This window comes from Bacillus sp. lyk4-R2A-2, assembly GCF_030209735.1.
In the GTDB taxonomy this organism is placed as follows: domain Bacteria; phylum Bacillota; class Bacilli; order Bacillales; family Bacillaceae; genus Bacillus; species Bacillus pumilus.
In genome coordinates, this window is record NZ_JARVRK010000010.1 from 44009 (window position 1) to 69238 (window position 25230).

At 42.9% G+C, this 25230-nt stretch carries 18 protein-coding genes; 7 read left to right on the plus strand and 11 right to left on the minus strand.

Annotation, left to right across the window (positions count from 1 at the left end; translation table 11 throughout):
- Window positions 1–89: 89 nt before the first annotated feature.
- The 9 genes from QRN39_RS16855 to QRN39_RS16895 form a co-directional block, all read right to left on the minus strand.
- Window positions 90–1712 carry an AraC family transcriptional regulator gene (locus tag QRN39_RS16855; RefSeq protein ID WP_284907711.1) on the minus strand — a complete coding sequence of 541 codons (1623 nt, stop codon included), beginning with the start codon at window positions 1710–1712 and terminating at the stop codon, window positions 90–92.
- Window positions 1713–1836: 124 nt separating this feature from the next.
- On the minus strand, window positions 1837–2064 hold the full coding sequence (locus QRN39_RS16860) for an MbtH family protein (protein WP_003215360.1): 228 nt from the start codon (window positions 2062–2064) through the stop codon (window positions 1837–1839).
- 20 nt (window positions 2065–2084) lie between these two features.
- Window positions 2085–9233: an amino acid adenylation domain-containing protein gene (locus QRN39_RS16865; RefSeq protein WP_284907712.1), complete on the minus strand. Its 7149-nt coding sequence runs from the start codon at window positions 9231–9233 to the stop codon at window positions 2085–2087.
- Between the two features lie 15 nt (window positions 9234–9248).
- Entirely contained in the window at window positions 9249–10157 is a 909-nt protein-coding gene (locus QRN39_RS16870; protein WP_253621954.1) for an isochorismatase family protein, read from the minus strand.
- Window positions 10158–10176: 19 nt separating this feature from the next.
- Window positions 10177–11796 (minus strand): (2,3-dihydroxybenzoyl)adenylate synthase, encoded by a 1620-nt coding sequence (locus tag QRN39_RS16875; RefSeq protein WP_212046515.1) that lies wholly within the window; start codon window positions 11794–11796, stop codon window positions 10177–10179.
- A gap of 24 nt (window positions 11797–11820) precedes the next feature.
- Complete coding sequence (gene dhbC / locus QRN39_RS16880) at window positions 11821–13002, minus strand: isochorismate synthase DhbC (protein WP_284907713.1); 1182 nt, start codon at window positions 13000–13002, stop codon at window positions 11821–11823.
- 26 nt (window positions 13003–13028) lie between these two features.
- Window positions 13029–13814 (minus strand): 2,3-dihydro-2,3-dihydroxybenzoate dehydrogenase, encoded by a 786-nt coding sequence (locus QRN39_RS16885; protein ID WP_284907714.1) that lies wholly within the window; start codon window positions 13812–13814, stop codon window positions 13029–13031.
- Window positions 13815–13821: 7 nt separating this feature from the next.
- Window positions 13822–14703, minus strand: coding sequence for an alpha/beta hydrolase (locus tag QRN39_RS16890; protein ID WP_284907715.1), 882 nt, complete (start codon window positions 14701–14703; stop codon window positions 13822–13824).
- A gap of 567 nt (window positions 14704–15270) precedes the next feature.
- On the minus strand, window positions 15271–16128 hold the full coding sequence (locus QRN39_RS16895; RefSeq protein ID WP_284907716.1) for a hypothetical protein: 858 nt from the start codon (window positions 16126–16128) through the stop codon (window positions 15271–15273).
- A gap of 109 nt (window positions 16129–16237) precedes the next feature.
- Here QRN39_RS16895 and QRN39_RS16900 point away from each other — a divergent pair, with 109 nt between their 5' ends.
- From QRN39_RS16900 to QRN39_RS16910, 3 genes are all read left to right on the plus strand, one after another.
- Complete coding sequence (locus tag QRN39_RS16900; RefSeq protein ID WP_050944654.1) at window positions 16238–17194, plus strand: DUF4885 family protein; 957 nt, start codon at window positions 16238–16240, stop codon at window positions 17192–17194.
- Between the two features lie 220 nt (window positions 17195–17414).
- Entirely contained in the window at window positions 17415–18779 is a 1365-nt protein-coding gene (dnaB, locus tag QRN39_RS16905) for a replicative DNA helicase (protein WP_003214779.1), read from the plus strand.
- A gap of 129 nt (window positions 18780–18908) precedes the next feature.
- On the plus strand, window positions 18909–19322 hold the full coding sequence (locus QRN39_RS16910) for a VOC family protein (protein WP_003214623.1): 414 nt from the start codon (window positions 18909–18911) through the stop codon (window positions 19320–19322).
- A 32-nt stretch (window positions 19323–19354) separates the two neighbouring features.
- Here the strand turns inward: QRN39_RS16910 and QRN39_RS16915 are convergent, their stop codons facing one another.
- Window positions 19355–20560, minus strand: coding sequence for a cytochrome P450 (locus tag QRN39_RS16915; protein WP_284907717.1), 1206 nt, complete (start codon window positions 20558–20560; stop codon window positions 19355–19357).
- A 106-nt stretch (window positions 20561–20666) separates the two neighbouring features.
- On the opposite strand from QRN39_RS16915, the gene QRN39_RS16920 reads away from it, so the two are divergent.
- The 4 genes from QRN39_RS16920 (at window position 20667) to QRN39_RS16935 (ending at window position 24279) form a co-directional block, all read left to right on the plus strand.
- Entirely contained in the window at window positions 20667–21278 is a 612-nt protein-coding gene (locus tag QRN39_RS16920; protein ID WP_189286556.1) for a TetR/AcrR family transcriptional regulator, read from the plus strand.
- A gap of 216 nt (window positions 21279–21494) precedes the next feature.
- A complete protein-coding gene (locus QRN39_RS16925; protein WP_137054105.1) occupies window positions 21495–22784 on the plus strand; it encodes an adenylosuccinate synthase in 1290 nt (429 codons plus the stop codon).
- A 136-nt stretch (window positions 22785–22920) separates the two neighbouring features.
- Complete coding sequence (locus tag QRN39_RS16930) at window positions 22921–24054, plus strand: DUF418 domain-containing protein (RefSeq protein WP_284907718.1); 1134 nt, start codon at window positions 22921–22923, stop codon at window positions 24052–24054.
- Window positions 24055–24069: 15 nt separating this feature from the next.
- Entirely contained in the window at window positions 24070–24279 is a 210-nt protein-coding gene (locus tag QRN39_RS16935; protein WP_050944649.1) for a hypothetical protein, read from the plus strand.
- Between the two features lie 29 nt (window positions 24280–24308).
- Here the strand turns inward: QRN39_RS16935 and QRN39_RS16940 are convergent, their stop codons facing one another.
- The gene (locus QRN39_RS16940) at window positions 24309–24833 is read right to left on the minus strand and encodes a peroxiredoxin family protein (protein ID WP_012011881.1); all 525 of its coding nucleotides are present in this window, start codon (window positions 24831–24833) and stop codon (window positions 24309–24311) included.
- Window positions 24834–25230 lie beyond the last annotated feature (397 nt).

The following is a 25230-nucleotide window of genomic DNA, read 5'->3' on the forward strand; positions in this document are numbered from 1 at the left end:
CCTTTAACTGATAATTGTTCTCAATTAAAGATTGTATTAGGCTTTTGTCCTTTTATCCATAGACAATTCTCTGTCAAATGATGGACTTTTTACGGAAAAAAAGATAAAAGGTCCTGAATGACTCGTTTATGACTGGCTGCTGTGTATTCACGCCAAGGGTCAGATGCTAGTGGATAGACTGCTTGTTGCGTCACAGCTTTGAGATTTTGCCAATCTTCCTGTTGCTTTAACTTTTGATAAAAAGCAAGGGTTTTTGGCTCCTTATGCAAGTAGAGGAAGATGGCGTCTGGATCTAGCTGTTGTATGGAGCGAATGGTGATTTTCTTTTCTATTAGCTGTCCATCATTCTGAAAAGCTGGCAGAAGACCAATATCATGAAAAATCACTTCTGACATGGTGCGATTTACAGACAAGTAGAGTTGATCTTGAAAGATACGAAGAGGCAGGACGGTTTTTGGTGAATGATCAAAAAGGCATTTCTTTTTCGCCTGAATGACGAGCTCCTCATAATGAATCAACCATTCTTCTGCTTCCTTCGCTTCGTTTAGGAACATAGCTGTTTGTCTGAATTGAGTGCGCCAATCCAAATGGGTGAATGGAACAAAGTGAACAGGACAGATGGTTTTCAACACTTGTTTTTCTTCCTCTGTCACATGATCATTGGCAATGATCAGCTCAGGTTTTGTTTCCTTTAATTGCTGTAAATTGGCTTCAGCGTGCTCATTGATCCGATGTGCACTCAGGTGAATCGGGATTTCTTCTGCATGATGCTCAAAATCATGTGCTGTCCATTTAGGGTGAAGAGGGGCAGCATACGGGATGATATGAATGGGTGTGAGCTGACCGAGTATGGAATGGCCATAGGCTGCAATTTTCCGCTGACGGCTTTTCATATAAGTAGAAGGGGTCATGCCCGTTTTTTTCTTAAAGATGCGGCTAAAGTAATAGGGATCTTGATAGCCGATTTCCAGTGCAATGTCTTTGAGCTTTGCGTTGCCTTTTGCCATTAGCTGTTTGGCTCTAGCCATCCTTTTCTTGGTGATATAATCAGTGACACTCACATTAAAATGCTTTTTAAATAGCTCACTGTAATGATTGGCGCTGATGCCAGCCATTTGAGATAGACTTGTAAGGCTGAGGGGTTCTTCGGAATGTTGATCAATATATTGTTTTGTTTTGAAAAGGGCATGTGTCGTGTCACAAATATCTTCATTATGCAGTGTGAAAAGCTGCAGGATGAGCTGTTGAAAAAGGGTTTGGCTTCTAAAAAAGCTAACGGATTCATGTCTTTTCCATTCCTCTGTCATTTCGGACAGTAAAGAATGAATTTGTTCAATTGAGCTAATATCGATAAATTGCCATACATTCAGTAAAGACCGGGCATGTTCAGTTGATACTTCTTCTATGTGTTGACCTTGCGGCGTGTACATTTGAAAGCGAAGCAGATAGAGCTCGTGTTTTTGATAAGGCTTTGTTTTTAACATAAATGTCTCATCAGACAGAATTGTATAGAGCGTTAGATTTTTCAATCGCCATTTTTGATCGTTCAGCGTGAGTAAGCCGCTGCTGCTTATGCTAACGAGGAGGCAAAATGTATCTGATAATTGCTGCTCCTTATGCGGAAGCTCTGCATTCTTTATTTTTTCAGCAAATGTCAATCGATAGATGAATTGTTCGGCCTTTGCCATTGTACGTAATTGATTGTTTCCCATAAAACCACCTGATCTCTTATTTGTTGATAAACATTCTCAATTAAATTGTAGCAGAAAGAGCTGGAAAGATGGTGATGTTTATTCTGTCAAAAAAGCACCCTGATTCAGATCAGGGCGCGATGATTTAGTCTGTTTTTCCATGTGCTAGCGCAGGTTCTTTTGTTAAGCTTAATGGTCGTAAGTCCTGCCAGTGTGTCTGGATATAATCGATGCAGGCATTTCTAGTGTCTTCACCAAAGACCTTTTCCCACCCATCTGGCACTGGTGCAAATGATGGCCAAAGTGAATGCTGTCCTTGTTCATTGACAAGCACAAGAAATACACCGTCTTCACGATCAAAGGGATTTGTCATTTGTCATCTCTCCTTTATTCTTAGTGCTTTTGTTTGACCCGATGCAGAGCGTTGTCTAAGATGACACCAATTTCTGCTAGGGGTTTAGGCTGGCACATGTCTTTGTGCCGGCAATGAATGTCGTGCTGTTCAATGGTTCCGTTGATATAAGGTGCCCATGCTTCGGGATCAATTGGTGTAAACCAATCTGGGATAATGGTAGATCTAAAGAATAATATGTCCCCATGATAAGTTTTTGGCTGATATTCTCCGAGCAATCGAACTGAATTGACATAGGTTTCCTTTAGATTTCTAATGGCATCTTCATTTAAGCTTGCTAGTGCACTGCCGTCTTTCTTCAAGATGTCGACAGCACTTTTCATCGTGAGCGGTTCACCTGTTAAGGTATCTGGATCATAACCCCCGAGTGCAAGAAGAGCGATTAGTGCTTCTTCTTCATCGGGTGCTTCTTTAAGCGGTAAGAAATGGTTTGGATAGGCATCTAGCATCGCAACGAGAGCAATTTCTTCACCTTGCTGCTGGAGTTGTGTAGCCATTGCCTGTACAACGTTTCCGCCTAGTGACCAGCCAAGAAGATGATAAGGACCTTTTGGCTGAATCGTTTGGATGTGCTTGATGTAATCCGCAGCCATATCATCTAGTGTGTGCGGGTAGTCATCTTTTCTTGCGATTCCTCTTGCCTGTAATCCATAAATAGGGATGTCTTTCTCTAATGTATTCAAGAGACCTGCATAGCACCAGCTAAGACCACCAGCTGGGTGAACACAGAAGAGAGGATATCTTTCTCCATTTGTTCGTAGCGGCAGCAGGATTTCTAGTGCGTTTTCATCGCTTCCTGTTTCTAGTTTCTCTGCCAAACTTGCAACATTTGGTGCTTCAAACAACGTTCCGATGCTTAGTTTGACACCAAGTGCATCACGAATGCGGCTGATTAAACGAACCGCAAGTAAGGAATGCCCGCCAATGTCAAAAAAGCGATCGTCAATGCTGATTTTTGGCAAATCAAGCACCTCTTCAAAGAGGTGGCATAGAACTTCCTCTTTCGGGTTTCTTGGGCCGCGGCCATCCGTTTGCTGTATATGCAATTGAGGTGCCGGTAGTGATTTTTGATCAAGCTTCCCGTTTGCTGTAAGTGGCATCGTATCAATCTGTACATAAGCCGCAGGCACCATGTAATCAGGAAGACTGGCTGACGCAAAATGGCGAAGAGTCTCTGTATCGAAACGCTCTTCTTCAGTTGTGACGATGTATGCGACTAAGCGTTTGTCGCCAGGCTGATCCTCTCGCATAATGACTGCAACTTGTGCAACTGCATCGTGGCGTGATAGAACGGCTTCGATTTCTCCAAGTTCAATTCTAAACCCGCGTATTTTAATTTGATGATCAGCTCTGCCAATGTAATCAAGTGCCCCTTCTTCTGTCCAGCGAGCGAGGTCGCCAGTTCGATACATCCTTGTGCCAGGTGCTCCATAAGGATCGGCAGAGAATCGATCTGATGTCAGGTCAGGCCTGCCTAGATAACCTCTTGCCAAACCAGCTCCAGCTACATACATTTCACCTGTCGTGCCAGGTGGAACAGGTTGTAGGTATTCATCAAGTACGTACACGTGTAAATCAGGAATCGGTTCGCCTATTAAGCTGCTGGATTTCTTTGCGATCATGTCTCGATTGAGTACATTGTACGTAACGTGTACGGTGGTTTCTGTAATGCCGTACATGTTAATTAGCTTTGGCTTGCAGTCTGAGTGACGGCTGTACCAATCTTCTAATCTGCTAAGCTCTAATGCTTCACCGCCAAAGATGACATAGCGGAGTGATAATGCTTGACCAAGTGTTTGTTGTTCCTTGTCTATCTGCATGAGCTGATAGAAGGCAGAAGGTGTTTGATTAAGCACAGTCACACCTTCATCGACTAGAAGATGCAGCATCTCTTCTGGAGAACGAGAGATGGTATGAGGAACAATGACAAGCCGACCGCCATATAAAAGGGGCCCCCATATTTCCCAAACTGAAAAGTCAAAGGCATACGAATGGAACATTGTCCAAACATCCTCTTCGTCAAAATGGAACCAATGTTCAGTAGATGTCAGAAGACGGATGACATTTTGGTGTGGGATGACCACTCCTTTTGGTTTCCCTGTAGATCCGGATGTATAAATAATATAGGCCGGATGCAGAGGAGATAGCGGCTCAATTCTGTCTATATCAGCCGGATTGTGATTTGGCGTAATCTGTAATTGATCATTTGTTTCTTTTTCGTCTAACAAAATCAAATCGCAATCAGCAGGGAGATGCAATGCAGCTGCTTTTGTTGTGATGCTGCAAACTGGTTTGGCATCTTGTATCATGTATGCCAGCCTGTCTGCTGGATAATCAGGATCAAGCGGAACATAGGCTGCGCCTGCTTTATGAACGGCTAATAGGCTGACGAGCATATCGATTGATCTAGGCAGGGCAAGTGCAACGAACTGTTCTGGTCCAACGCCTCTTTCTATTAATAAATGAGCAAGACGATTGGCTTTGTTGTTTAACTCTTCATAGGTAAGCTGCCACTTGCCATCCGTTACTGCCACTCGATCAGGATATTGCTGCACCGTTTTTTCAAATAAGGTCGGGAGACGAAGTGCTTGGTCTAACTGAGCGAATGTCTTTTTGTCAGGTAGAAATGTTTGCCGCTCTTTATCTGATAAAATGTTCACTTGACCAATCGGCAGATGTGGGCGCTCAGCTATCTCTGTTAAAAAGCGCTTCATTCTGGCAGCGATTGCTTGAATGGTACTTTGTTTAAATACATCTGTGCTGAATTCAAACAATCCTGTTAATCCTGCTGCTGACCCAGTTTCAGTTCTTTGTTCTGTTAATTCGATGGTCAGATCAAATTTAGCTGATCCTACTGGTTTCACGTAAAGATCTGAATCAAGTTGTGTCAGCTTCATTTCCGCCTTCGGTGTATTTTGGAAGGCAAGCATGACCTGGAACAATGGATTGCGTGATCTGGAGCGGTTTGGATTTAGAATTTCCACTAGCCGTTCAAATGGCAGATCCTGATGCTCATAGGCTGCTAAGTCAACGTCTCGCACTCGCTTCAATAGCTCACTAAAGGTTGGATTACCAGCTGTATTTGTACGTAATACTAGTGTATTCACAAACAATCCCACAATGTCGTCAAGTGCATCGTCATTCCGCCCAGCAATTGGACTGCCAATAGGGATATCTGTTCCCGCTCCAAGACGTGTCAGTAATGCTGCAAGTGATGCTTGAAGCACCATGAACAAGCTCACCTGATGCTGCTTTGCAAGTTCAAGGAGCAACTGGTGTAAAGCGGGCTCAATCGTAAAGTCGATCGTAGCACCGTTGAAGCTTCCTTCCTGTGGACGCGGGTAGTCATAGGGAAGCTCCAGTTCTTCAGGCAGGTCATGTAAGGCACCTGTCCAATAGGTAAGCTGCTTGGCAAATAGACTATCCGTCTCTTCTTCACTGCCCAACAGCTTCTGCTGCCAAATAGCATAGTCAGCATATTGAACAGGTTCGGCTGGCAAGGAGATTGATTTTCCTTGTATACGGGCTTCGTAAGCAGCAGCTAAGTCACGTGTCAATGGTGCAAGTGACCAGCCGTCACCAGCGATATGATGCAGCAATAGAAGCAGCACGGATCGATTTGCATCAAGTATGAATAATTCAGCTCGAAGTGCAGGCTCTTCTTCAATATTAAAGCTATAGCGAATGGCTTCATTTAACTGATTCTCAATTTGTTGATCACTTGAAGCTGTGACGTGGAGTTCAGGCTGAACACTTTTCGGGTGTAAAATAACCTGTCTTGGCATGCCGTTCTTATTTGGAAAGATGGTTCTAAGGGTTTCATGTTTTTCAGTGATATCTGCTAAAGCACCACTGAGAGCTTTTTGATCTAATGTACCTGTCAGCTGAATGACAAGTGGAATATTATAAGTTGGACTTGGACCTTCAAGGCAATGAAGGAACCAGAGCCGTTTTTGGGCAAAGGATAATGGAATTTCATCGGGCTTTTTTTCTACCTGAAGCGGCGGCCGAATGTCCTTTGCTTTGTCTAAGTGCTGTGCAAGTTCAGCGACTCGAGGTGATTCAAAAATGGTGCTCATGCTTAGGTCTGCACCGAATGTATCGCGTATACGTCTAAGCAGACGAGCGGCAAGTAAAGAATGTCCGCCTAAATCAAAGAAACTATCATCTATGCCAATTTGAGATACGCCAAGGGTTTCTGCAAATAAACTACATAACATGTCTTCTTGGGGTGTTCTAGGTGTACGCTCAGAACTAGCTAAAGACATATTTGGCACTGGCAATGCTTTGCGATCGATTTTGCCGTTTGGTGTAAGTGGAAGTTCCGGCAAAAAGACAACAGCAGAAGGCACCATGTAGTCTGGAAGTAACGCAGCCACAAACTGCCTAAGCTCTGAAGGGTGAAGAGAAGAGTCGTCTGTCAGCACAACATACGCACAAAGCAGCTGTTGTCCAGGTTGATCCTCCCGAACGATAACGGATGTATGCTTTATGGCTGGGTGCTGCATAATAACTGTTTCAATTTCACCTAGTTCAATACGGAAGCCGCGAATTTTAATTTGATGATCAGCACGGCTAATATAATCAATCGAGCCATTCTCACGCCATCTGGCTAAATCACCAGTGCGATACATTCTCGTGCCTTTTGTGCCGAATGGATCAGCGACAAATCGTTCAGCCGTTAAGTCATATCGTCCAAGATATCCTCTGGATACTCCTTCACCTGCAATATAAAGTTCACCGATTGATCCTGCTGGGACTGGGTTTAGTCCTTCATCTAAAATGTAAATGCTCGTATTCCAAATGGGTTTGCCAATCGCCGGTCTACTATTCTCTCGATGTGCTGTGACATTTTCCATGGTAGACCAAATCGTCGTTTCTGTAGGTCCGTACAAATTGGTAATGTCGCATTGAAGAGATTGTAATGTGTGCAAAAGGGAGGCAGGGAGTGCTTCTCCTCCAACAAGAACACGCATACCTGTTATCACGTCAGGGTAATCATCTGCTAACGCATGCCACAACGTTGGTGTTGCCTGCATGATTGTGACATGATGAGAACGAATCATGTCTGAAAGCTTTGCTGGTTCTTGTATCGTTTCTTTTTTTGCTAATAATATAGCGGCACCATGTAAAAGCGGGAGGAACATTTCTAGCCCGGAAATATCAAAGGCAATGGTCGTTACCGCTAAAAGCTGGTCCCCTTGATCTAATAAAAATGAATCTTGCATAGACAATATAAAGTTGATCACATTTCGTTTTGTTACAACAACACCCTTTGGTTTGCCTGTCGATCCTGACGTGTAGAGGATGTAAGCCGGGTGATGCGGGGAGCCTTCGCTCCAAGTCGGATTGAGATGCGGGCTGCCTGCTATCTCCTGATGAACAATTGAATCATCCAGTTGAACGATGTGCGGATGCTCCAAACCGTCTGCTGTCTCTTTGACTGTGAGCAAGCACGCCGGTTTGGCATCTTCTAGCATATAGGCGACACGATCGTTAGGGTAATCAGGGTCTAGTGGCAGATATGCGGCTCCTGTCTTGATAACGGCTAATAGACTTACGACCATATCGATGGAACGAGGCAGAGCAATTGCGACAAATTGTTCTGGTCCAATGCCGCGCTTTTTCAAATAATGAGCCAATTGATTTGCCCGCTGATTCAACTCTTCGTAGGTCAAAGTGATTTCTTCAAACTGTAATGCTTTTGCTTGTGGTGTTTTGCTGACTTGTTTTTCAAATAGTTCCCGTAAAGATTCTTTTGGTAATTCTCGTTTTGTATCATTCCAGTGCTTGAGAATGTTCTCTTTTTCTTCAGACAAAAGAAGGTTGAATTGACTGATCGTCTGATCTTGCTCTAGTCCGGTTATTTCCTCCAGCAATTGAAGAAAACGCTGCTGATGAGCGTCAATTGTTTGCTCTTTGTAAACGGCAGGGTTTGCATCAAAGTCGATTTGAAATCCGTTCCCATCTGCGCGGTCGTATATGTTGATCGATATATCATCTACGGGTCCTGCTGAAAGATTATGTGCTTGACCAATGCTCTGATCGAACATGAGATCATAATCAAATGGCATGATATTGATCTGCGGGCCGAATAATCGTTGATTTCTTCCGATGAGTTTAAAGTCTCTCCGCATGTCTTCATGACGATATCTTTGATGAGGACGAATGGCTTTCAGTTCATCAGATACTTGGCGAACAAGTGCTGAGAGCGTCATTTCTGGTTTGCATGTTAAACGAAGCGGTACCAGGTTCATGACCATTCCGGGTGTTTGCAAGGCGCACGATCCAAGGCGCATCATAACAGGTAATCCTAAAACAATATCATGTGCACCAATCATACGATGCATATATAGAGCGGATGCCGCAAGAATCATTTCATGCCACGTACCACCAAAAAATTGAGCATTTTTTTTCATTTTGCTTACCTTTTCGGCATCGTAGCTAGCCGTTTTACGGATAAAATGATCCGACGTTCTTGGGGCAAGCTCAGCAAGGCTGACAATTTCAGGTTGATCAGCAAAGCGATTTTTCCAAAAAACTCGATCATCTTCATACCGATTGGACTGTTGATAGGTGATCTCCTCTTGGACTACGTCAAGTAAGGCTCCAAATGTTTGAGGAGGCACAGGTGTCCCTTTCGATAGGGCTGAATAGACTTCAGCAACACGGCGTGCAATGAGCGAAAAGGCGAATCCATCAATGGCAATGTGATGAATGCGCTGATACCAGATAAAACGGTCGTCAGCAAGTTGAAAAAGTACTTCACGGAATAATACATCTTTCTCTAAAGAGACTGGTGTTGCAAGGTCTGTCTTCATCCATGCTATAGCCGCATCAAGCGGCTGTTTTTCATTTTGTAAATTGATAGATTGAAATGGAATCTCTTTCTTAGATATCAACCATTGCTTTGGACCGTCAGTATCCTCAACGAAGCGCATATACAAGGAATCTGCTTCTAAGACAGTCTTTCTAATGGCTGCTTCAAAGTGTACGGGATCAATAGGACCTTTAATATCTATATACTCAGCTGTATTGAAAATAGGATTAGATGGATCAAGCTGCTGCGCATACCAAATGCCTGATTGGGCACCGGTTAGTGGGAATGAATCGACTGACTGGATCGACAAGGGTCTATACCTCCTTTACAAGTAATCGATATTTGGGATAGATGGCTGTTTTTCTGGGAAAAGAAGAGCTCGCCAAGACGTGAGCGTTGGATTAGCTGCAAGCTCAACGAAATTGACTGTCGCTCCTTGCTGTCTCCATTTTTCCGCTAGACTCATCATTCTAATAGAATCAAGTCCAAGATAGACGAGATTCTCGTCAAACGGTATTTCATTCGGCTCGATTTGGATATACTCAGCTACTTGGTGAACGATAGCATCAAAGGATAGATCATCACCGTCTGCTTCCTGTCCTGTTAAACGACGAATGATTTGGCTTGTCGTTGTGGTTACCGCACAGCGTTCAGCTGCATAGGTCATTGCCATTTTGTGATGCTTAAGTGAAAAGTCAGCGACGGCATCGGCGACAAAAAAGGTTTCAATATCAAGCATGAATGCTTCTGCGGCTGTCAGCATACAGCCAATATGTGCATATACGCCAGTAATGATCAGTTGATCACGCCCGCCTTCGTGAAGAATATCTAAAAAATTGGATTTTTTGAATGCGCTATAACGCCATTTTGTCAGCATTGTATCTGCTTCAGATGGAGCAAGCTGATCAATGATTTTTGTCAATGCTTCATCATCACCAAGTCCAGGCCCCCAAAAATCTGTTAATAAGGCACGATCCTTCGGGTCTTGGTCACCAGGTTGAGCTGTATAGACGACAGGAATGCCAAGTTCTTTGCATGTATCACGTAATTGTTCAATATGCTGCACTAACTCTGTGATCGGTGAAGTATCTTGTTGAAATGCATTTAAAAAATATTGCTGCATGTCATGTATTAGCAGGACAGCACGTTTCGGATCAGGGATCCAGTTCACTTTATTTTCGGGTAAATCTTGTATGCTTGGCATTGGATACGCAGGAATAGTAGGGATTGCCATGGTTTTCACTCCTCTTTTTTTATACGTTGGCAGTATGGATTGAAGCTAATTCTCTTAATGCTTTTTTACTGACTTTGCCTACACCTGTTTGTGGGAACGCCTCGATCCATTCAATGCGGTCGGGAATTTTATAGGCAGCGAGCCCGCGTTCTCTTAGAAATGACTTTAAGGCGTGTGGTGCTGGCTTGTTGTTTCCTTTCGCAATAACAAAGGCACATGAGCGTTCGCCAAGAAACGGATCTGGCATGGACACCATGGCGGCATCATGAATGTCAGGATGCGCAAGTAAATGATTTTCAACTTCTTCAGCGGCAACCTTTTCGCCGCCACGATTGATTTGATCCTTGTCTCTGCCTTCTACTACCACATTTCCTTCTTTTGTTAATCGCACGATGTCACCTGTTCTGTAAAAGCCATCGGCTGTAAATGCTTTCTTGTTTTGTTCATCGGCTTTATAGTAGCCGCGAATCGTATAAGGTCCTCTTGTTAAAAGGTGTCCAGCCACTTCATTCGGGACGGGCTTGTCCTCATCATCTACCACTAGTACCTCATCATATTCAGACATCGGGCGTCCTTGTGTGTGGATAATGACATGTTCAGGATCATTCAATCTGGTATAGTTGACCAGACCTTCGGCCATGCCAAAAACTTGCTGTAACTTACACCCAAGGGCAGGCATCACTCGTTTTGCTGCCTCGGCGCTTAATTTAGCACCACCGACTTGTAAAACCTCAAGACTCGATAAGTCATCTGATCGATGTGGAGCGGCTTCTAGCCAGATCAATGCAATAGGCGGAACGACTGCGGTAATTGTTGCCCGTTCTTTTTCAATGAGTGGAAAGACGACATCAGGACTTGATCCCGGTGCAAGAACGACTCTTCCACCTGCGTATAACGTCCCAAGGACTCCAGGCGAGCTTAATGGATAGTTGTGCGCAACTGGAAGTGTAGCTAAATACACACTATCTTTTGTGAGCTCGCACACCTCATTGCTTTTCCAAAGACTATACATATAGTCATCATGTGTACGAGGTATGAGCTTCGAAAGGCCTGTGCTGCCTCCTGATAACTGAAGAAATGCAATATCGCTTGCCTCTACATGAATTTGAGGATCAAGTGCTGGGTCCTTGCGCAGATCATCCAAGTCAAGGAATTCCTCAGCCTTCCCTGCAACAATGACATGAGGTAATGAGGGAAGCTTTTCTTTCACTTGACGTGCGAGTGATCGATAATCAAAGCCATCATGGATATCTGGTATGACATATGCGTCTGCTTCGGCAAACTCAATAAAATAAGTGATTTCGCTGCTTCTATGAGATGGCAGTGAGAAGACGGGTAAAGCACCGATTCGAAATAAAGCGAAAATGACTTCAAAAAAAGCAGGAATGTTAGGAAGCTGCACGACAACTCGACTGCCCTTTTGAATTCCAAGCTGATGGAAACCGGCGGCAAGACTGCTGACGCGCTCATCAAGTTCTTGGTAGCTCATGTGCGTATCAGCGTATGTAATCGCAGTTTTATTCCTTAACGATACGGCGCGTTCACGAAGCATACCGCCAAAGGTTTCTCCACGCCAACAGCCGTTTTCACGGTAGCGTTTTGCAAATTCTTCTGGCCATGTAGGTGGTTGAACAAACATGTTTTTGTCATCTCCTATGTATTTTTATAGCTGGTGAATGCCCATCGCACGAAGCATCGTGTTAAATTTTGCAGATGTTTCGGCTAGCTCTTCTTCTGCCTTAGATCCTTTGACCACTCCTGCACCAGCAAAGAGGCGAAGGGATTGACCCTCAGCTTCTGCACAACGAATGGTGACAATCCAATCACCATCACCATTTGCATCTGCCCAGCCGATCATTCCTGTGAAAAATCCTCGATCGAAGGGTTCAATTGCTTGGATTGCTTCACGTGCATCTGCTGTAGGTGTTCCGCATACTGCGGGTGTTGGATGAAGGCTCAGCGCTAAATCAATTGAGGATACACTGGAATCTGCTAATTCACCTTTTACGACAGTAGATAAATGCCACATCGTTTCTGTTTGTATGACGGATGGTGATACAGGCACATCTAACTTACGACAGTAAGGAGCAAGCGCTTTAGTGACAGCGTCGACAACCACTGCATGCTCGTGTAAATCCTTCGCTGAAGTAAGGAGTTCATCGTGACGGCGCTGGTCTTCTACTGGATCTGAACTACGCGGCCGAGAACCAGCGAGCGGATTGGAAATCACAGATGAACCCGTTTTTGAAAGAAGCAGCTCAGGACTTGCCCCAAGAAGTGTGCGCTTTTGGGGAGATTTCGGATCAGCTACATTTGCAGCAAACGTATAGCCAGTCGTATTGTGACGAGCCAGCCGTTCGAGTATTGCTTTCGTATGAATGTCTTGATTTGATTTGAGATGGAGAGATCGAGAAATGACGATTTTGCTAAGCTCTCCTTTTTCAATTTTAGCTAACCCTTCGTTCACACCATTCATGTAGACTTCAGGAGAAGGGACAGGTGTCACCTCATAGGATGGCGATGTCACTTCCGATTCCTCATCACCTTGATGAAATTCGAGTGGATCACTAAACTGTACATGGATTGGCACATTTAAACGAACGGGTTGCGCCGGATCAAACGGAACAGCACCAGCAATAATTGGTGATTGAATACCAGCTTGTTTGGCAGTGTCAAATACGTGCGCTACCCTTGTGGAGAGTTCATTGAGCTGATTGGTTTCAATATGCTGGAAAATCCCTTCTGCAAGTATTGTACGTTTAGGGGAAGCAAGGAAAAAAGCGCCTGGCTGATAGTCTTGAATCAACTGTACTTTTTCTTCTGACGGGAATAATGAATGTTTCATGAAAAGGCCTCCTTTTTGATGAAATGCTAGATTCCGAGTGTTGCGCCACCATCAATCGTGAGATTCTGCATCGTAATATGACTGGATTGTTCAGATGCAAAGAAGATGACTGCATCAGCGATGTTTTGAGGATCAGCGATTTTTTGTAAAGGAATACCGGTTTTATACGTCTCTAATGACCCTTTGATCACATGGTCTGCGCCTTGTTCATCAGACCATAAAGCCCATTGCATAGGTGTTGCGGTAGAGCCAGGAGAGACAACATTGCATCTGATTCCATAGTCTGCCAGCTCTAATCCAAGCGTTTTTGTAAAGGAAGTAGCTGCTGCCTTTGAAGCGGCATAGGCAGCCATATTCATTCTAGGAATGGCACCTGCGTTAGAGCTGACGGTCACAATGACCCCTGCTGATCTTTTCATCATGTATTTGGAGACAGCTTGTGATACATAAAAGACACCATGTGTGTTGACTGCGAAGGTTTGTTGCCAGTCATCTGCACTAAGCTGGTCAATAGAACTGATTCGAAGAATGCCTGCTACATTGACTAGTAAATAAATGGGTCCAAGCTGTTTTTCAATTTGATTGATCATGTGCTGAACAGATGCTTGATCGGTAATGTCACCTGGATAGGCAAAGGCACGTAAGCCTTCATCATTCATTTGATGGACGGTGCTTTGAAGCTGATCCTCATTTGCGTCAACTGCTGCAATGATCGCACCTTCGTCGGCTAGTCTTTTTGCGACTGCTTGTCCGATACCTTGCCCTGCGCCTGTGACAAGGGCAATCTTTTGAGATAGACTACTATGTTTCATACGTTCACTACCTTTCTTTCATGTCTGTGGTTGTTAAAAGATCATCATGATAGAGCGCAAAACGAAAAGCGTAATTCATCAGCACCGGTAAAACGGACGTATGTCCTTCTTCAGGGAACTCGTGATAGGCCGTATGTAAGCCATATGAGGATAAAGGCTGCATACGATTTGCTAGTGACTTTGCATGAGCATTCATTTGACATGGATGATGTTTTTCTAACTCACCTACACCTACAAGCAGCCTGACATTCATAGGCACCTGACGTATGCGGTTGGTGAATTGGTATTCTTTTTCTAGAAATAATTTTTTGTTCCAGTGGATAGAAGGACTGCCTGCAATATATGTCTGATAAGCATCAGGGTGCTCAAATAGTGTGTGTAATACAAAAAGACCGCCAAGAGAATGCCCAAACAGTGTTTGACGACTTAGGTTGATCGGAAAGCGTTGCTCGATATAAGGCTTCACAGTCTTTTCTAAATAAGAAAAGAAAGCAGAGGCCCCACCATATGTATGGATGGAGAAGTCTTTTCTTTTGCCCCCGATGGAAGCGTCAGGGCTGGTAAGAGTGAGATCATAATGCCTGAGCGGATGATAGGGCGCTTCTGTCTGATAGCCAATTCCAACAATGATGGCAGGTACAACACCTGTTTTTTCAGGTCTTCTTGACTGTAAACGAATGGCTTCGACCATTGTGCCAAAAAGTGAATTCCCATCAAGCACGTACATGACTGGAAAACCAGCCGCTGGAGGAGTAGTATTCGGTTTAAATATAAAAAGTCTGTATGGGTGTGCTGTGATATCTAGTTGCTCCGTCCCGGGTATAAAAAAAGGACGGCTTTCTCCGAAAAAAGAATCCTCAGTACCCATTCCTTCAGGGCGTTTGGACATATGTGACAAATCTCCTTCCTCAAATTCGACTCTCATACGATGATAAAAGCAGGCTTGTAGCTATTGGATGAGTGTAGTACTTGAAGAATGGCTTCTCCAAATGAAAATGATTCTCAACTATCCGCAAGCAAAACAAATGATAATGGTTATCAATTATGAAGTCAAATGTTCATCAAGTTGTGTACTTGATTTTTTTATTATAATATTCAGAAAATAAAGGACTAACTCACTAACAAATGATTTGAAATAGGGAATATCGGACCTTGTCATTTAAAAATAGGAGAAATGTCAAAAGACCTTGACTGCCTCGGAATTTTTACCATTTTCTTCTGTTTGATACAGGAATAAATATGGGCTTTTCTTCTTGAAATGATTTTGAGGAAAAATAAGTCTATAGACTCATTTGTATTTTTAGGGACATTGAGGAGGATTTCGCGAAAAGTAGGTGATCTCATATCTCAAAACTGATTCAATAGTATGCACAGCTTTTTTAAGAGTGGCGAATAATAACAATTAAAAAAAGTAAGGGATGTACCCTTACTTTTTAATTCTGTAAACACCATTCAATTAGAATCCATCTGTGACATCATATTCGTAACGGATATCGGCTTTGACATTGCTCATAGTAGATCTCGCTGTAGCCTTTGCGTTGTACTTAAAGCTCCATTTTTGCGCGACTTTTAATTGATCTTCAAGAGAAATACGGTAAGAACCACTTGTTGCAGATGAAAAAATGGATTCGTTCCAAATCTTGTTTTCATCAGCCATCAGCTTGTGAGTAACATTTCCTTGGTTAGGTGATTGTGTACTCGTTGTTGAAATTGATTTAACGATTGCATTTATAGGGATAGAAGAATTGCTCGTTAAATCCATTGTAATGATAGAAGAATCAACTCCTAAAAAATTCAAAGAAGTGTTCCCCATGTTGGTAGCGGCTCCCGTAAAATTGAATGTTCCATTTCCAGATTTGATGCGATCTTGAATGGAGACAGTAAAATACATATTCCCCGTATATGTACCACGGGTCACTTTTACAAAATAAGTTTCTGAAGTAGAAGTAACGTCACCAGTATTTGCGAATATAAAGGGTGTTACTGAATCGGGATTAATTACTCTTGATCCTGGCTTAGAACTCTTCGAATTATACACCTCGATTTTCATCCCTGTATATTGCTTATCATATGAACTTCGCACATAAACCCTTTCACCCTTATTGATCGTGAACTGATAATACGCTTCATTTTCACCTTCAGGTAAGATTGTCGTATCTGGACGACTATATTTCCAATATCCCATTGAGCTTGCTGTGTTAGGACTGTTATTCCCCGTAATTGCTGCTTCTGCTGAATTATGTGCAAAAAAACTAGTAACAAGCACTAATACCAATGCAGGTAATAAAAAACGTTTGAAGATAGTATTTGTCATATTTTAACCCTCCTTGTAATAATTACTATATCGGATCAAAACTAACAAAATTTAACTGAATTGCCGATATATTTAATAATCACTAATTTTTTTAAAAAGGAGAATCAAAATGAATATTAATACGTCATACATGGCAGGTGCTTCAAACAATCAGAACCGAATAGACTATAAGGGTCAATCAGCTATCAAAAGTACAAATGATGTAATGACCGAAGCTGATAGACGAATGAAAATATTAGATGAAAAATACGAAAAAATAAATGAACAAAATAAACGTTTCGAAAATCCCCATGGTCATATACACGATAAGTATCGAAATCCACGCTCTCCTTATTTCAGGAGTGATCTAACTAAAGTAGAAAGAGAAGCTGCATATACGATGGAGATTGGCTGGGCTAATTCTGGAAAAGGAGGGCAATATGACTTTAATGACGCCATCTTCCGTAACGAAAAGCGGTACGATCCCACCCAAGAAAGCGTAGAAAAGAAAATATTCAATCGACAAAAGGTCAACGAACAATTGCAAGATTTATTCTCTAAAAACGGTATAACCATTCCTAAAAACACAAATTTAACTTTTACCATTGACCCAAATCATTTCAAATTAGTGGTGAGTGGATCAACAGATGAATCGCTGACCAAACAAATAGAAGACCTATTAAATACAAGCAACAATACAAGAGAATTGTTTTTCCATATTATGAAAAGTAGAAATGATGATTCTACTCAATTCACGCCTGATTCTCTTGCAAAGTTCCATCTTGTGAATCAAATCAAAACGGTCACAGGCTACAATTTAAAGGATTTAAGCATTGTAAATGGTCAATTTGTAACGGATAAAGGGACGAATATTTTTGATATATACAAAGAAGATCTCCTGAAAAACCCATACACAGCAGAACATGCACGAATTGCCGCTTCACATTACGGAGCACAGCTGTTTGATCTAGCGAAAAACGGGTTTGATTCTATTCCCGATTTGGTGTTATCAATTGGTTATCAAAACGGGTCTTTACATGACATTGGGCAAAAAGAAAATTATGGAGTGAAGAAAACGATCGATTAACAACATGTGAACGGTAACAGATACAAATCCCATTAGCGGCAATGAAGGACTCTATAACAATTGATGTTACAGGGTCTTTTCTATTGAGATGCGTTGGTTGGCTGTTCAACGAAACATCCTCATGGTAATTTTGACTATAGTCGATGTTTTTCACTTTTTTATTGATGAAAATGTTAAAATGATGAGTAGCGTATTTTTTTATGAAAGGACGGTGCTTGGCATGACGGAACTTCTCGATGACCGGCTGCCGCCGCAAAATATAGAAGCCGAGCAGGCCGTATTAGGTGCTGTTTTTTTAGAACCATCTGCGCTCACGCTCGCTTCTGAGGTATTAATTCCAGAGGATTTCTATAGAATGTCGCATCAAAAGATTTACAATGCGATGCTTGTACTTGGTGATAGAGGGGAACCGGTCGATCTTGTTACGGTGACTTCTGAACTGGCCAATACAGATTTACTAGAAGAGGTAGGCGGGATTTCGTATTTAACCGATATTGCGAATTCTGTCCCAACTGCCGCAAACATTGAATACTATGCAAAAATTGTAGAAGAGAAATCAATTTTAAGACGTCTGATCCGCACGGCGACAACCATTGCACAGGATGGGTACACGCGTGAGGATGAAGTAGAGGATCTGTTGAGTGATGCTGAAAAGACCATTATGGAAGTGGCGCAGCGTAAAAACTCAGGAGCCTTCCAAAACATTAAGGACGTGCTTGTTCAGACATATGATAATATTGAACAGCTTCATAACCGAAAAGGCGATATCACAGGGATTCCAACAGGCTTCTCCGAGCTTGACCGGATGACAGCTGGATTCCAGCGAAATGACTTAATTATTGTAGCGGCTCGTCCATCAGTAGGGAAAACAGCCTTCGCATTGAACATCGCACAAAATGTTGCGACCAAAACGGACGAAAGTGTCGCCATCTTTAGTTTAGAGATGGGGGCTGAGCAGCTCGTCATGCGTATGCTTTGTGCAGAGGGGAATATCAATGCACAGAACCTAAGAACCGGTAATCTGACAGAAGAGGACTGGGGCAAGCTGACAATGGCGATGGGCTCGCTATCAAATAGTGGGATTTTCATAGATGATACGCCTGGAATCAGAGTAAGTGAAATTCGTTCGAAATGCCGCCGCTTGAAGCAAGAAAACGGTCTTGGCATGATCCTGATTGACTACTTACAGCTCATTCAAGGGAGCGGACGATCAAGCGATAACCGTCAGCAAGAGGTTTCTGAAATCTCTAGGGCATTAAAATCACTGGCAAGGGAGCTTGAAGTTCCAGTTATTGCCTTGTCTCAGCTTTCACGTGGAGTAGAGCAGCGTCAGGACAAACGTCCGATGATGTCTGATATTCGTGAATCAGGAAGTATTGAGCAGGATGCCGATATCGTGGCATTCCTTTATCGTGATGATTACTACGACAAAGAATCAGAGAATAAGAACATTATTGAAATCATTATTGCCAAACAACGTAACGGTCCAGTTGGTACAGTATCACTGGCGTTCGTCAAAGAATATAACAAATTCGTCAACCTGGAAAGAAGATTTGACGATGCGGGTGTTCCGCCCGGTGCTTAAAGCCCAGCTCAAGAAGCTGGGCTTTTTTTGATGGATCTACATCGAAAGAATGATGGAAAAACGGTCGAAATGAGGAGGAGAGAAAGACAGAGAAATCGTATACTAAAAGGAGAAAAGGAGTGATGACTGATGAAATTTCAACAGTTCGAAGCCGCTCAATTACGCATCGCACGCCCAACCGTCAACATGGAAGAGGTTGTGTCCTTTTATGAAGAAGGCTTAGGGCTCAAACGAATAGGCTCGTTTGATCAGCATGAAGGATATGACGGCGTCATGCTGGGACTTCCTCATCAGCATGTTCATTTAGAAATCACGAAGCATGAAGAAGAAGAAAGTCTGCCCTCCCCGCATCCAGAACAGCTTCTTGTGTTCTATATTCCAAATGCTGAGGAATTTCAGCAAATGAAAGAGAGGTTGATCTCATTTGGCGGACGGCAAGTCACCTCTACAAATCCATATTGGGAACGGGGAGGAGCAACCATTGAAGACCCAGATGGGTATCGCATTGTGCTCATGAACACAGATGGAATCACCCCCGTTTAAAAAAAGACTCCCATGCCCGGGAGTCTTTTCTGTTATGAACGAGGCGTGACGCGCAGTTTCAGCTCTTTCAGTCCATACATGCTGCTGCTTGTCATCGGAACGTAAGAAAGGAGCTCTAACGCCTCATATCGTTCGATTAAAGTCTTTATAGCTGTACATGCTTCAAGACGTGCGAGTGGTGCGCCAAGACAGAAATGGATGCCGTGCCCGAAACCAATATGAGGATTAGGGTGGCGGTGTATATCGTATTCGTGTGCGTTTGAAAATTGACGCTCATCTCGGTTGGCGGAAGCAAGAAACACAATCACATTGTCTCCCTTTTTCAACACTTCTCCTCCAAGCTCTGTATCTTTTGTGACATAACGGACGATCGTAGGAGCCGGTGCACGAAAACGGACGGCCTCCTCCACCGCGCGTGGGATGAGTTCAGGTGATTGGGCGAGCGCTTCATAGGCACCCGGCTGTTCTAACAAGCTGAAAATCATATTGGAGATCAAGTTGGTGGTTGTTTCGTTGCCGGCTAAAAGGAGAAGATTACAGAATGGTATTAGTTCATCCGCTGACAGTTTTTCTCCATTCTCCTCCGCTTGAATGATGAGGGAAATCAAATCATCACCGAGATTGTGACGTTTCTTTTCAATGGTGTCTGCAAAAAACGCCATCATGTCAGCTTCTCCTTTGTCACGTGTTTTCTGCCATTCAGCTACATCCTCCTCATTTTCACTTTTAGGCATGCTGACGAGAATATCTGACCATTCTTTAAAAGATTGTTTATGCTCTGATGGCACACCTAAAAGCTCTGCAATGACAATGACAGGAAGCGGATAAGAAATGTCTTGCACTAGGTCAATATCTTTTTTTCCTTCAAGTTGTGCCATGAGTTCATCCATTAATTCATGAATACGAGGCTCCCACAATTTCATGACTCGAGGGGTAAAGGCTTTGCTGACAATGGAGCGGATACGAGTGTGATTGGGAGGGTCCATCATCACCATTGTTTTCATCAGTGAATGCTTCCGCTGGTTTTTAGGAGGCTGACTCGAAAAGGTATCTTTATCGATTGTCACACGCTTTGCTTCCTCGTAGGTGAATACACTCCACGTTCGGCTGGCTTCGTCAAAATGAACAGGTGATGTCTGGCGCATGTTGGCATACCAATCAAATGGGTGATACGGGTCCTGCTTGTTTTTTCCTCTTAATAACGTTTTTTGCACGGCACTTGGGGTTGTTGTTTCCATGATCATCACTCCTTATAGGTTGTCAGATGCTTCCTTTTTTTCATTGTGTTAGATTAAAGTTAATTCATCAGCCTGGAGGATTCAACCAACAGAAAAGCGAAATCTGTTGAAGAAAATAGGAAGGGGAGAGCGGCTTGTGGCGGACTGCTACAGAGGGGATAAGCGCGCAACGGAATCAAAGCAGCAATTAAGAAAAGCATTATTTCAGTTATTAAGCGAGAAAGAATGGGGGAAGATTTCTGTACAGGATTTGACGAAAGTGGCGGGCATCCACCGCACGACCTTTTATCAGCATTATGAGGATAAATTTGATCTTGCCCAGCAGGTGATGGATGAGATGTTTGATGTGATGAAATGTGCCATTTTTGCGCCTGTACAAGAAGGTAATTTGGAAAAAGAGCATGCGGCATATGTGTATATTTTTCGATTTTATCAGCATTTGCAGGAACATGAAGAGGAGTATCAAATTCTCTTGAAGCGAGGACGAGAGCTCAATATTCATGGAACGGTTCGTGCTTTTTTTGAAGAAAGCTTTTCTTTGGGGGTAAAGGGGGTTGCAGGCTCAAAGCCTGATCCGCATCTCGTTCCTATCGACATGCAGAAGCAATTCGTCATTTCGGCTTATGTTGGAACAGCTGAATGGTGGCTGAGGACAGGGAGACCGTACTCACCTGATTTTATGGCAAGCTCGATGATTCATTTAATTGAAAATCAATAGAAAGTAAGAATAATCAAAATTGTTGTTTTTACTCAAAATCTCCCTTTTTAAGCGCTGAAGAAGTGATTAAAGCGCTTTTTCCCATATTTAAAACGAACAAAATTTGATTTCGAGATATTAATGTTCGGATTTCGCGTTGACTTTTTCGTTTTGCATTGATAAAATAAATGTGTTTGAAAGAGATAACGTTTTGAAAGGTTAACGGAGGTGCACGATATGTCTTCAGTAGTCGTAGTAGGTACGCAGTGGGGTGACGAAGGGAAAGGGAAAATTACCGATTTCCTTTCAGAAAATGCAGAGGTGATTGCCCGTTATCAAGGGGGAAACAATGCAGGTCACACGATCAAATTTGATGGAGTGACTTACAAGCTACACCTCATTCCGTCCGGTATTTTTTATAAAGAAAAAACTTGTGTCATCGGTAATGGAATGGTGGTTGATCCTAAAGCGTTGGTCACTGAGCTTGCGTATCTTCACGAACGGAATGTGAGTACAGATAACCTCAGAATCAGCAATAGAGCCCATGTGATTTTGCCTTACCATTTAAAATTGGACGAGGTAGAAGAAGAGCGGAAAGGGGCTAACAAGATCGGTACGACGAAAAAAGGAATCGGACCAGCTTATATGGACAAAGCAGCTCGTATCGGTATCCGTGTCGCAGATCTATTAGATCGTGAAGTATTTGAAGAGAAGCTTGCACGTAATTTAGAAGAGAAAAATCGTCTTTTAGAGAAAATGTACGACGCAGAAGGCTTCAAGATTGAAGATATTTTAGACGAGTATTATGAATATGGTCAGCAAGTGAAAAAATATGTCGTGGACACATCTGTTGTCTTGAATGACGCACTAGATGAAGGCCGTCGCGTGCTATTTGAAGGAGCACAAGGTGTGATGCTTGATATCGATCAAGGGACATATCCATTTGTTACGTCATCTAATCCAGTGGCTGGAGGAGTGACGATTGGTTCTGGTGTAGGACCAACGAAAATTCAACATGTGGTCGGCGTGTCAAAAGCGTACACAACACGTGTTGGAGATGGCCCATTCCCGACAGAACTCCATGATGACATTGGTGATCAAATCCGTGAGGTTGGCCGTGAATACGGTACAACAACTGGACGCCCGCGCCGTGTTGGCTGGTTTGACAGTGTGGTTGTCCGACATGCTCGCCGTGTGAGCGGGATTACAGATCTATCTCTTAACTCAATTGATGTATTGACAGGGATTGAAACATTGAAAATCTGTGTCGCTTATAAATTGAACGGAGAAATCAAAGAAGAATTCCCAGCAAGTCTAAATGAACTAGCGAAATGTGAGCCTGTCTACGAAGAAATGCCAGGATGGACAGAGGATATTACAGGCGTGAAGAATTTAAGCGAACTGCCTGAAAATGCCCGTCATTATTTAGAGCGTATTTCACAATTAACAGGTATTCCACTTTCCATTTTCTCAGTCGGACCAGATCGTTCCCAAACGAACGTTGTCCGCAGCGTGTACCGTCCATAATCATAGACTGATCAGACACCAGTAAAATTGCACATTTTACTGGTGTCTTTTTGTTTAAAAATTTCTTAATTTCAGTAGAACAAGCTTCCGATCATTACCAAAATATGATAACTGTATAGGGGGAAGGAGCGTTCTAGTGAAAGAAAGAATAAGATTATTAGATATTTTAAGAGGTTTCGCCATATTAGGCACATTGGGAACGAACGTCTGGTTTTTTGCCTATGCAGGGGATACCTTTGCGACAGATCAGATTGCAGATGAATATGAGAATGGCAGTTTTCTAGAAAGCCTTGTTTCCATGTTCGTCTATGGGAAAATGCTCTCGCTGCTTACTATCATGTTCGGTGTAGGGCTAGAACTCAAATACCAGCAGGCCAAAAGAAAAAACACGCCTTGGCCGGGTACATATTTATGGATTCTTTTATTTTTATTTATCGAAGGCTTTGTCCATTTTGCACTTGTGATGGAATATGATGTGCTCATGAGTTACGCTGTCACCGGTTTGCTTGTGGCATTTATTGTGCGAGGAGGGAGCAAGCGTATCAAAAGAGGCATGCTCTTCTCTGGAGTCATTCATCTGCTTGTTCTGTCCTGTCTGATGGTGTTCGCCCTCTCTGAAATGGAAACAGCATCGTATGATCAAAGCAGTGAACCGGCGCTGGAAGAGCAGCTACCAGAGACATGGATCTCACAGGTTCAAGAACGATTACAACACTTTTTCATGTACCGGGGGGAAGCGATCTTTATCATTCCAATGAACACATTTCTGTTTTTATTAGGTGTGCGGATGATGAGAGCCGGTGTTTTTTATGCAAACGAACGCGGACAATCTCTACGGAAAAGATTATTCCGAATCGGTCTGTGGGTGGGTTTGCCGCTGAATGCACTTGTCTTCGTTCCGAACGAACTAGTGGAATTCGTTGTGCGCTATGCGTTTTCGCCATTCCTCTCTCTTTTCTATATCGCTGTCATTGCGAAGCTCCTAGCTCACACGGAGTCATGGTTCATGTGGAATTGGTTTGAATATGTAGGGAAAATGGCACTCAGCTGTTACATCCTGCAAAATGTCATCTGCTCGGTTCTTTTTTATAGCTGGGGATTGGGTCTTGGCGGGCAAATCAACGCCCCTCTTATCGTATTGGCATGGCTGCTCATTTCTCTTCTGCAAATCGCCATATCAGCATGTTGTCTAAAGGTTTGGAGAATTGGTCCAATGGAATATATTCGTTCGCAGGCACTTCGCCGGGTGATGAAGAAGAAAGCAGCATAAAGGGGAATTATTATAATGTTTTTCAAAAAAAGTACGAAAAAAGAACAAGCGAATGCACATAAAGCAGCAGGGCCGGCATTTATCTTTTATCTTCTCGCATTAGGAGGACATTCGCTGTACTCTTATTTCCAGGGTGATAAACCACCCGTCACTTTTGTGATTCTCATGTCGGGTCTTCTTGTGTTTTTCGTCGCAGACTGGATATATCATAAAAGGAATTCATAAAAGAAGCCCTCGTCATGAGGGCTTCTTTCTTATTTCACGCTTTTATATTGGCCTTTTAAGTTTTTGCGGATGTACTGAATGATTTTGCGCAGTTCGTTGGCATGCGGTCTGCCAAACGGACTTGTTTGTCTTTGCTGATAGAGGACTTGGCCCTTTTCGTTTAATAAGAAATAGGCAGGTTCCCCGTGCACTCCGTGATCTTCATAAGGAGCATCTTCTCCGTGATAGTGGACTTCATATGCTTTTAATGAAGTGAGGTCCTTGTCAGACATGATTGGGAAGGATAGTCCTTCTTTATCGGCAAATTCCTTCAAGTCATCAGAATGATCCGTTGAAATCGCCATTAAGTGGATATCCTTGTCTTGAAAGTATGACTGCTGCTGTTCGAGCTCTTTCAATTCTTCTACACATACTGGGCACCATGAGCCTCTAAAGAAGACGATGAGGTGCCAGCTTTGATGCTCCTCTAAATGTTTGTGAAAATCAATATGTTCGCCCTGAATGGTTGGAAGTGAAAAATTGGGCATTTTATCTCCTAATTTGAATGAACTCATACTGCTTCCTCCTTTTTCAATCACAATGTCACTTGTTTCATGTATAACCAATTCCGGGAGGTCTAAAACGTTTCTATGTGCTTGAATAGGTAGTGATCATGAAAAGAGGCAGCAAAAATGAAGGCGGTTGCAAGTAGAAGGGATTTGGCAGGAGATTTCAAATCCGACACTTTTTTTAAAAAAATGTCGAAAAACGTATTGCCATATGTAATTACTCTATGATATTATAAATCTCGTTGTTGCAAAGGTCTCTGAAACTTGTTAGGATGCGATGTTCCAGCTTTTTTAAAGCGATTGGTTTGACGCAATACAACTTCTTCAGAATTACTTTTCACAAACCGAGAGCCATTAGCTCAGTTGGTAGAGCATCTGACTTTTAATCAGAGGGTCGAAGGTT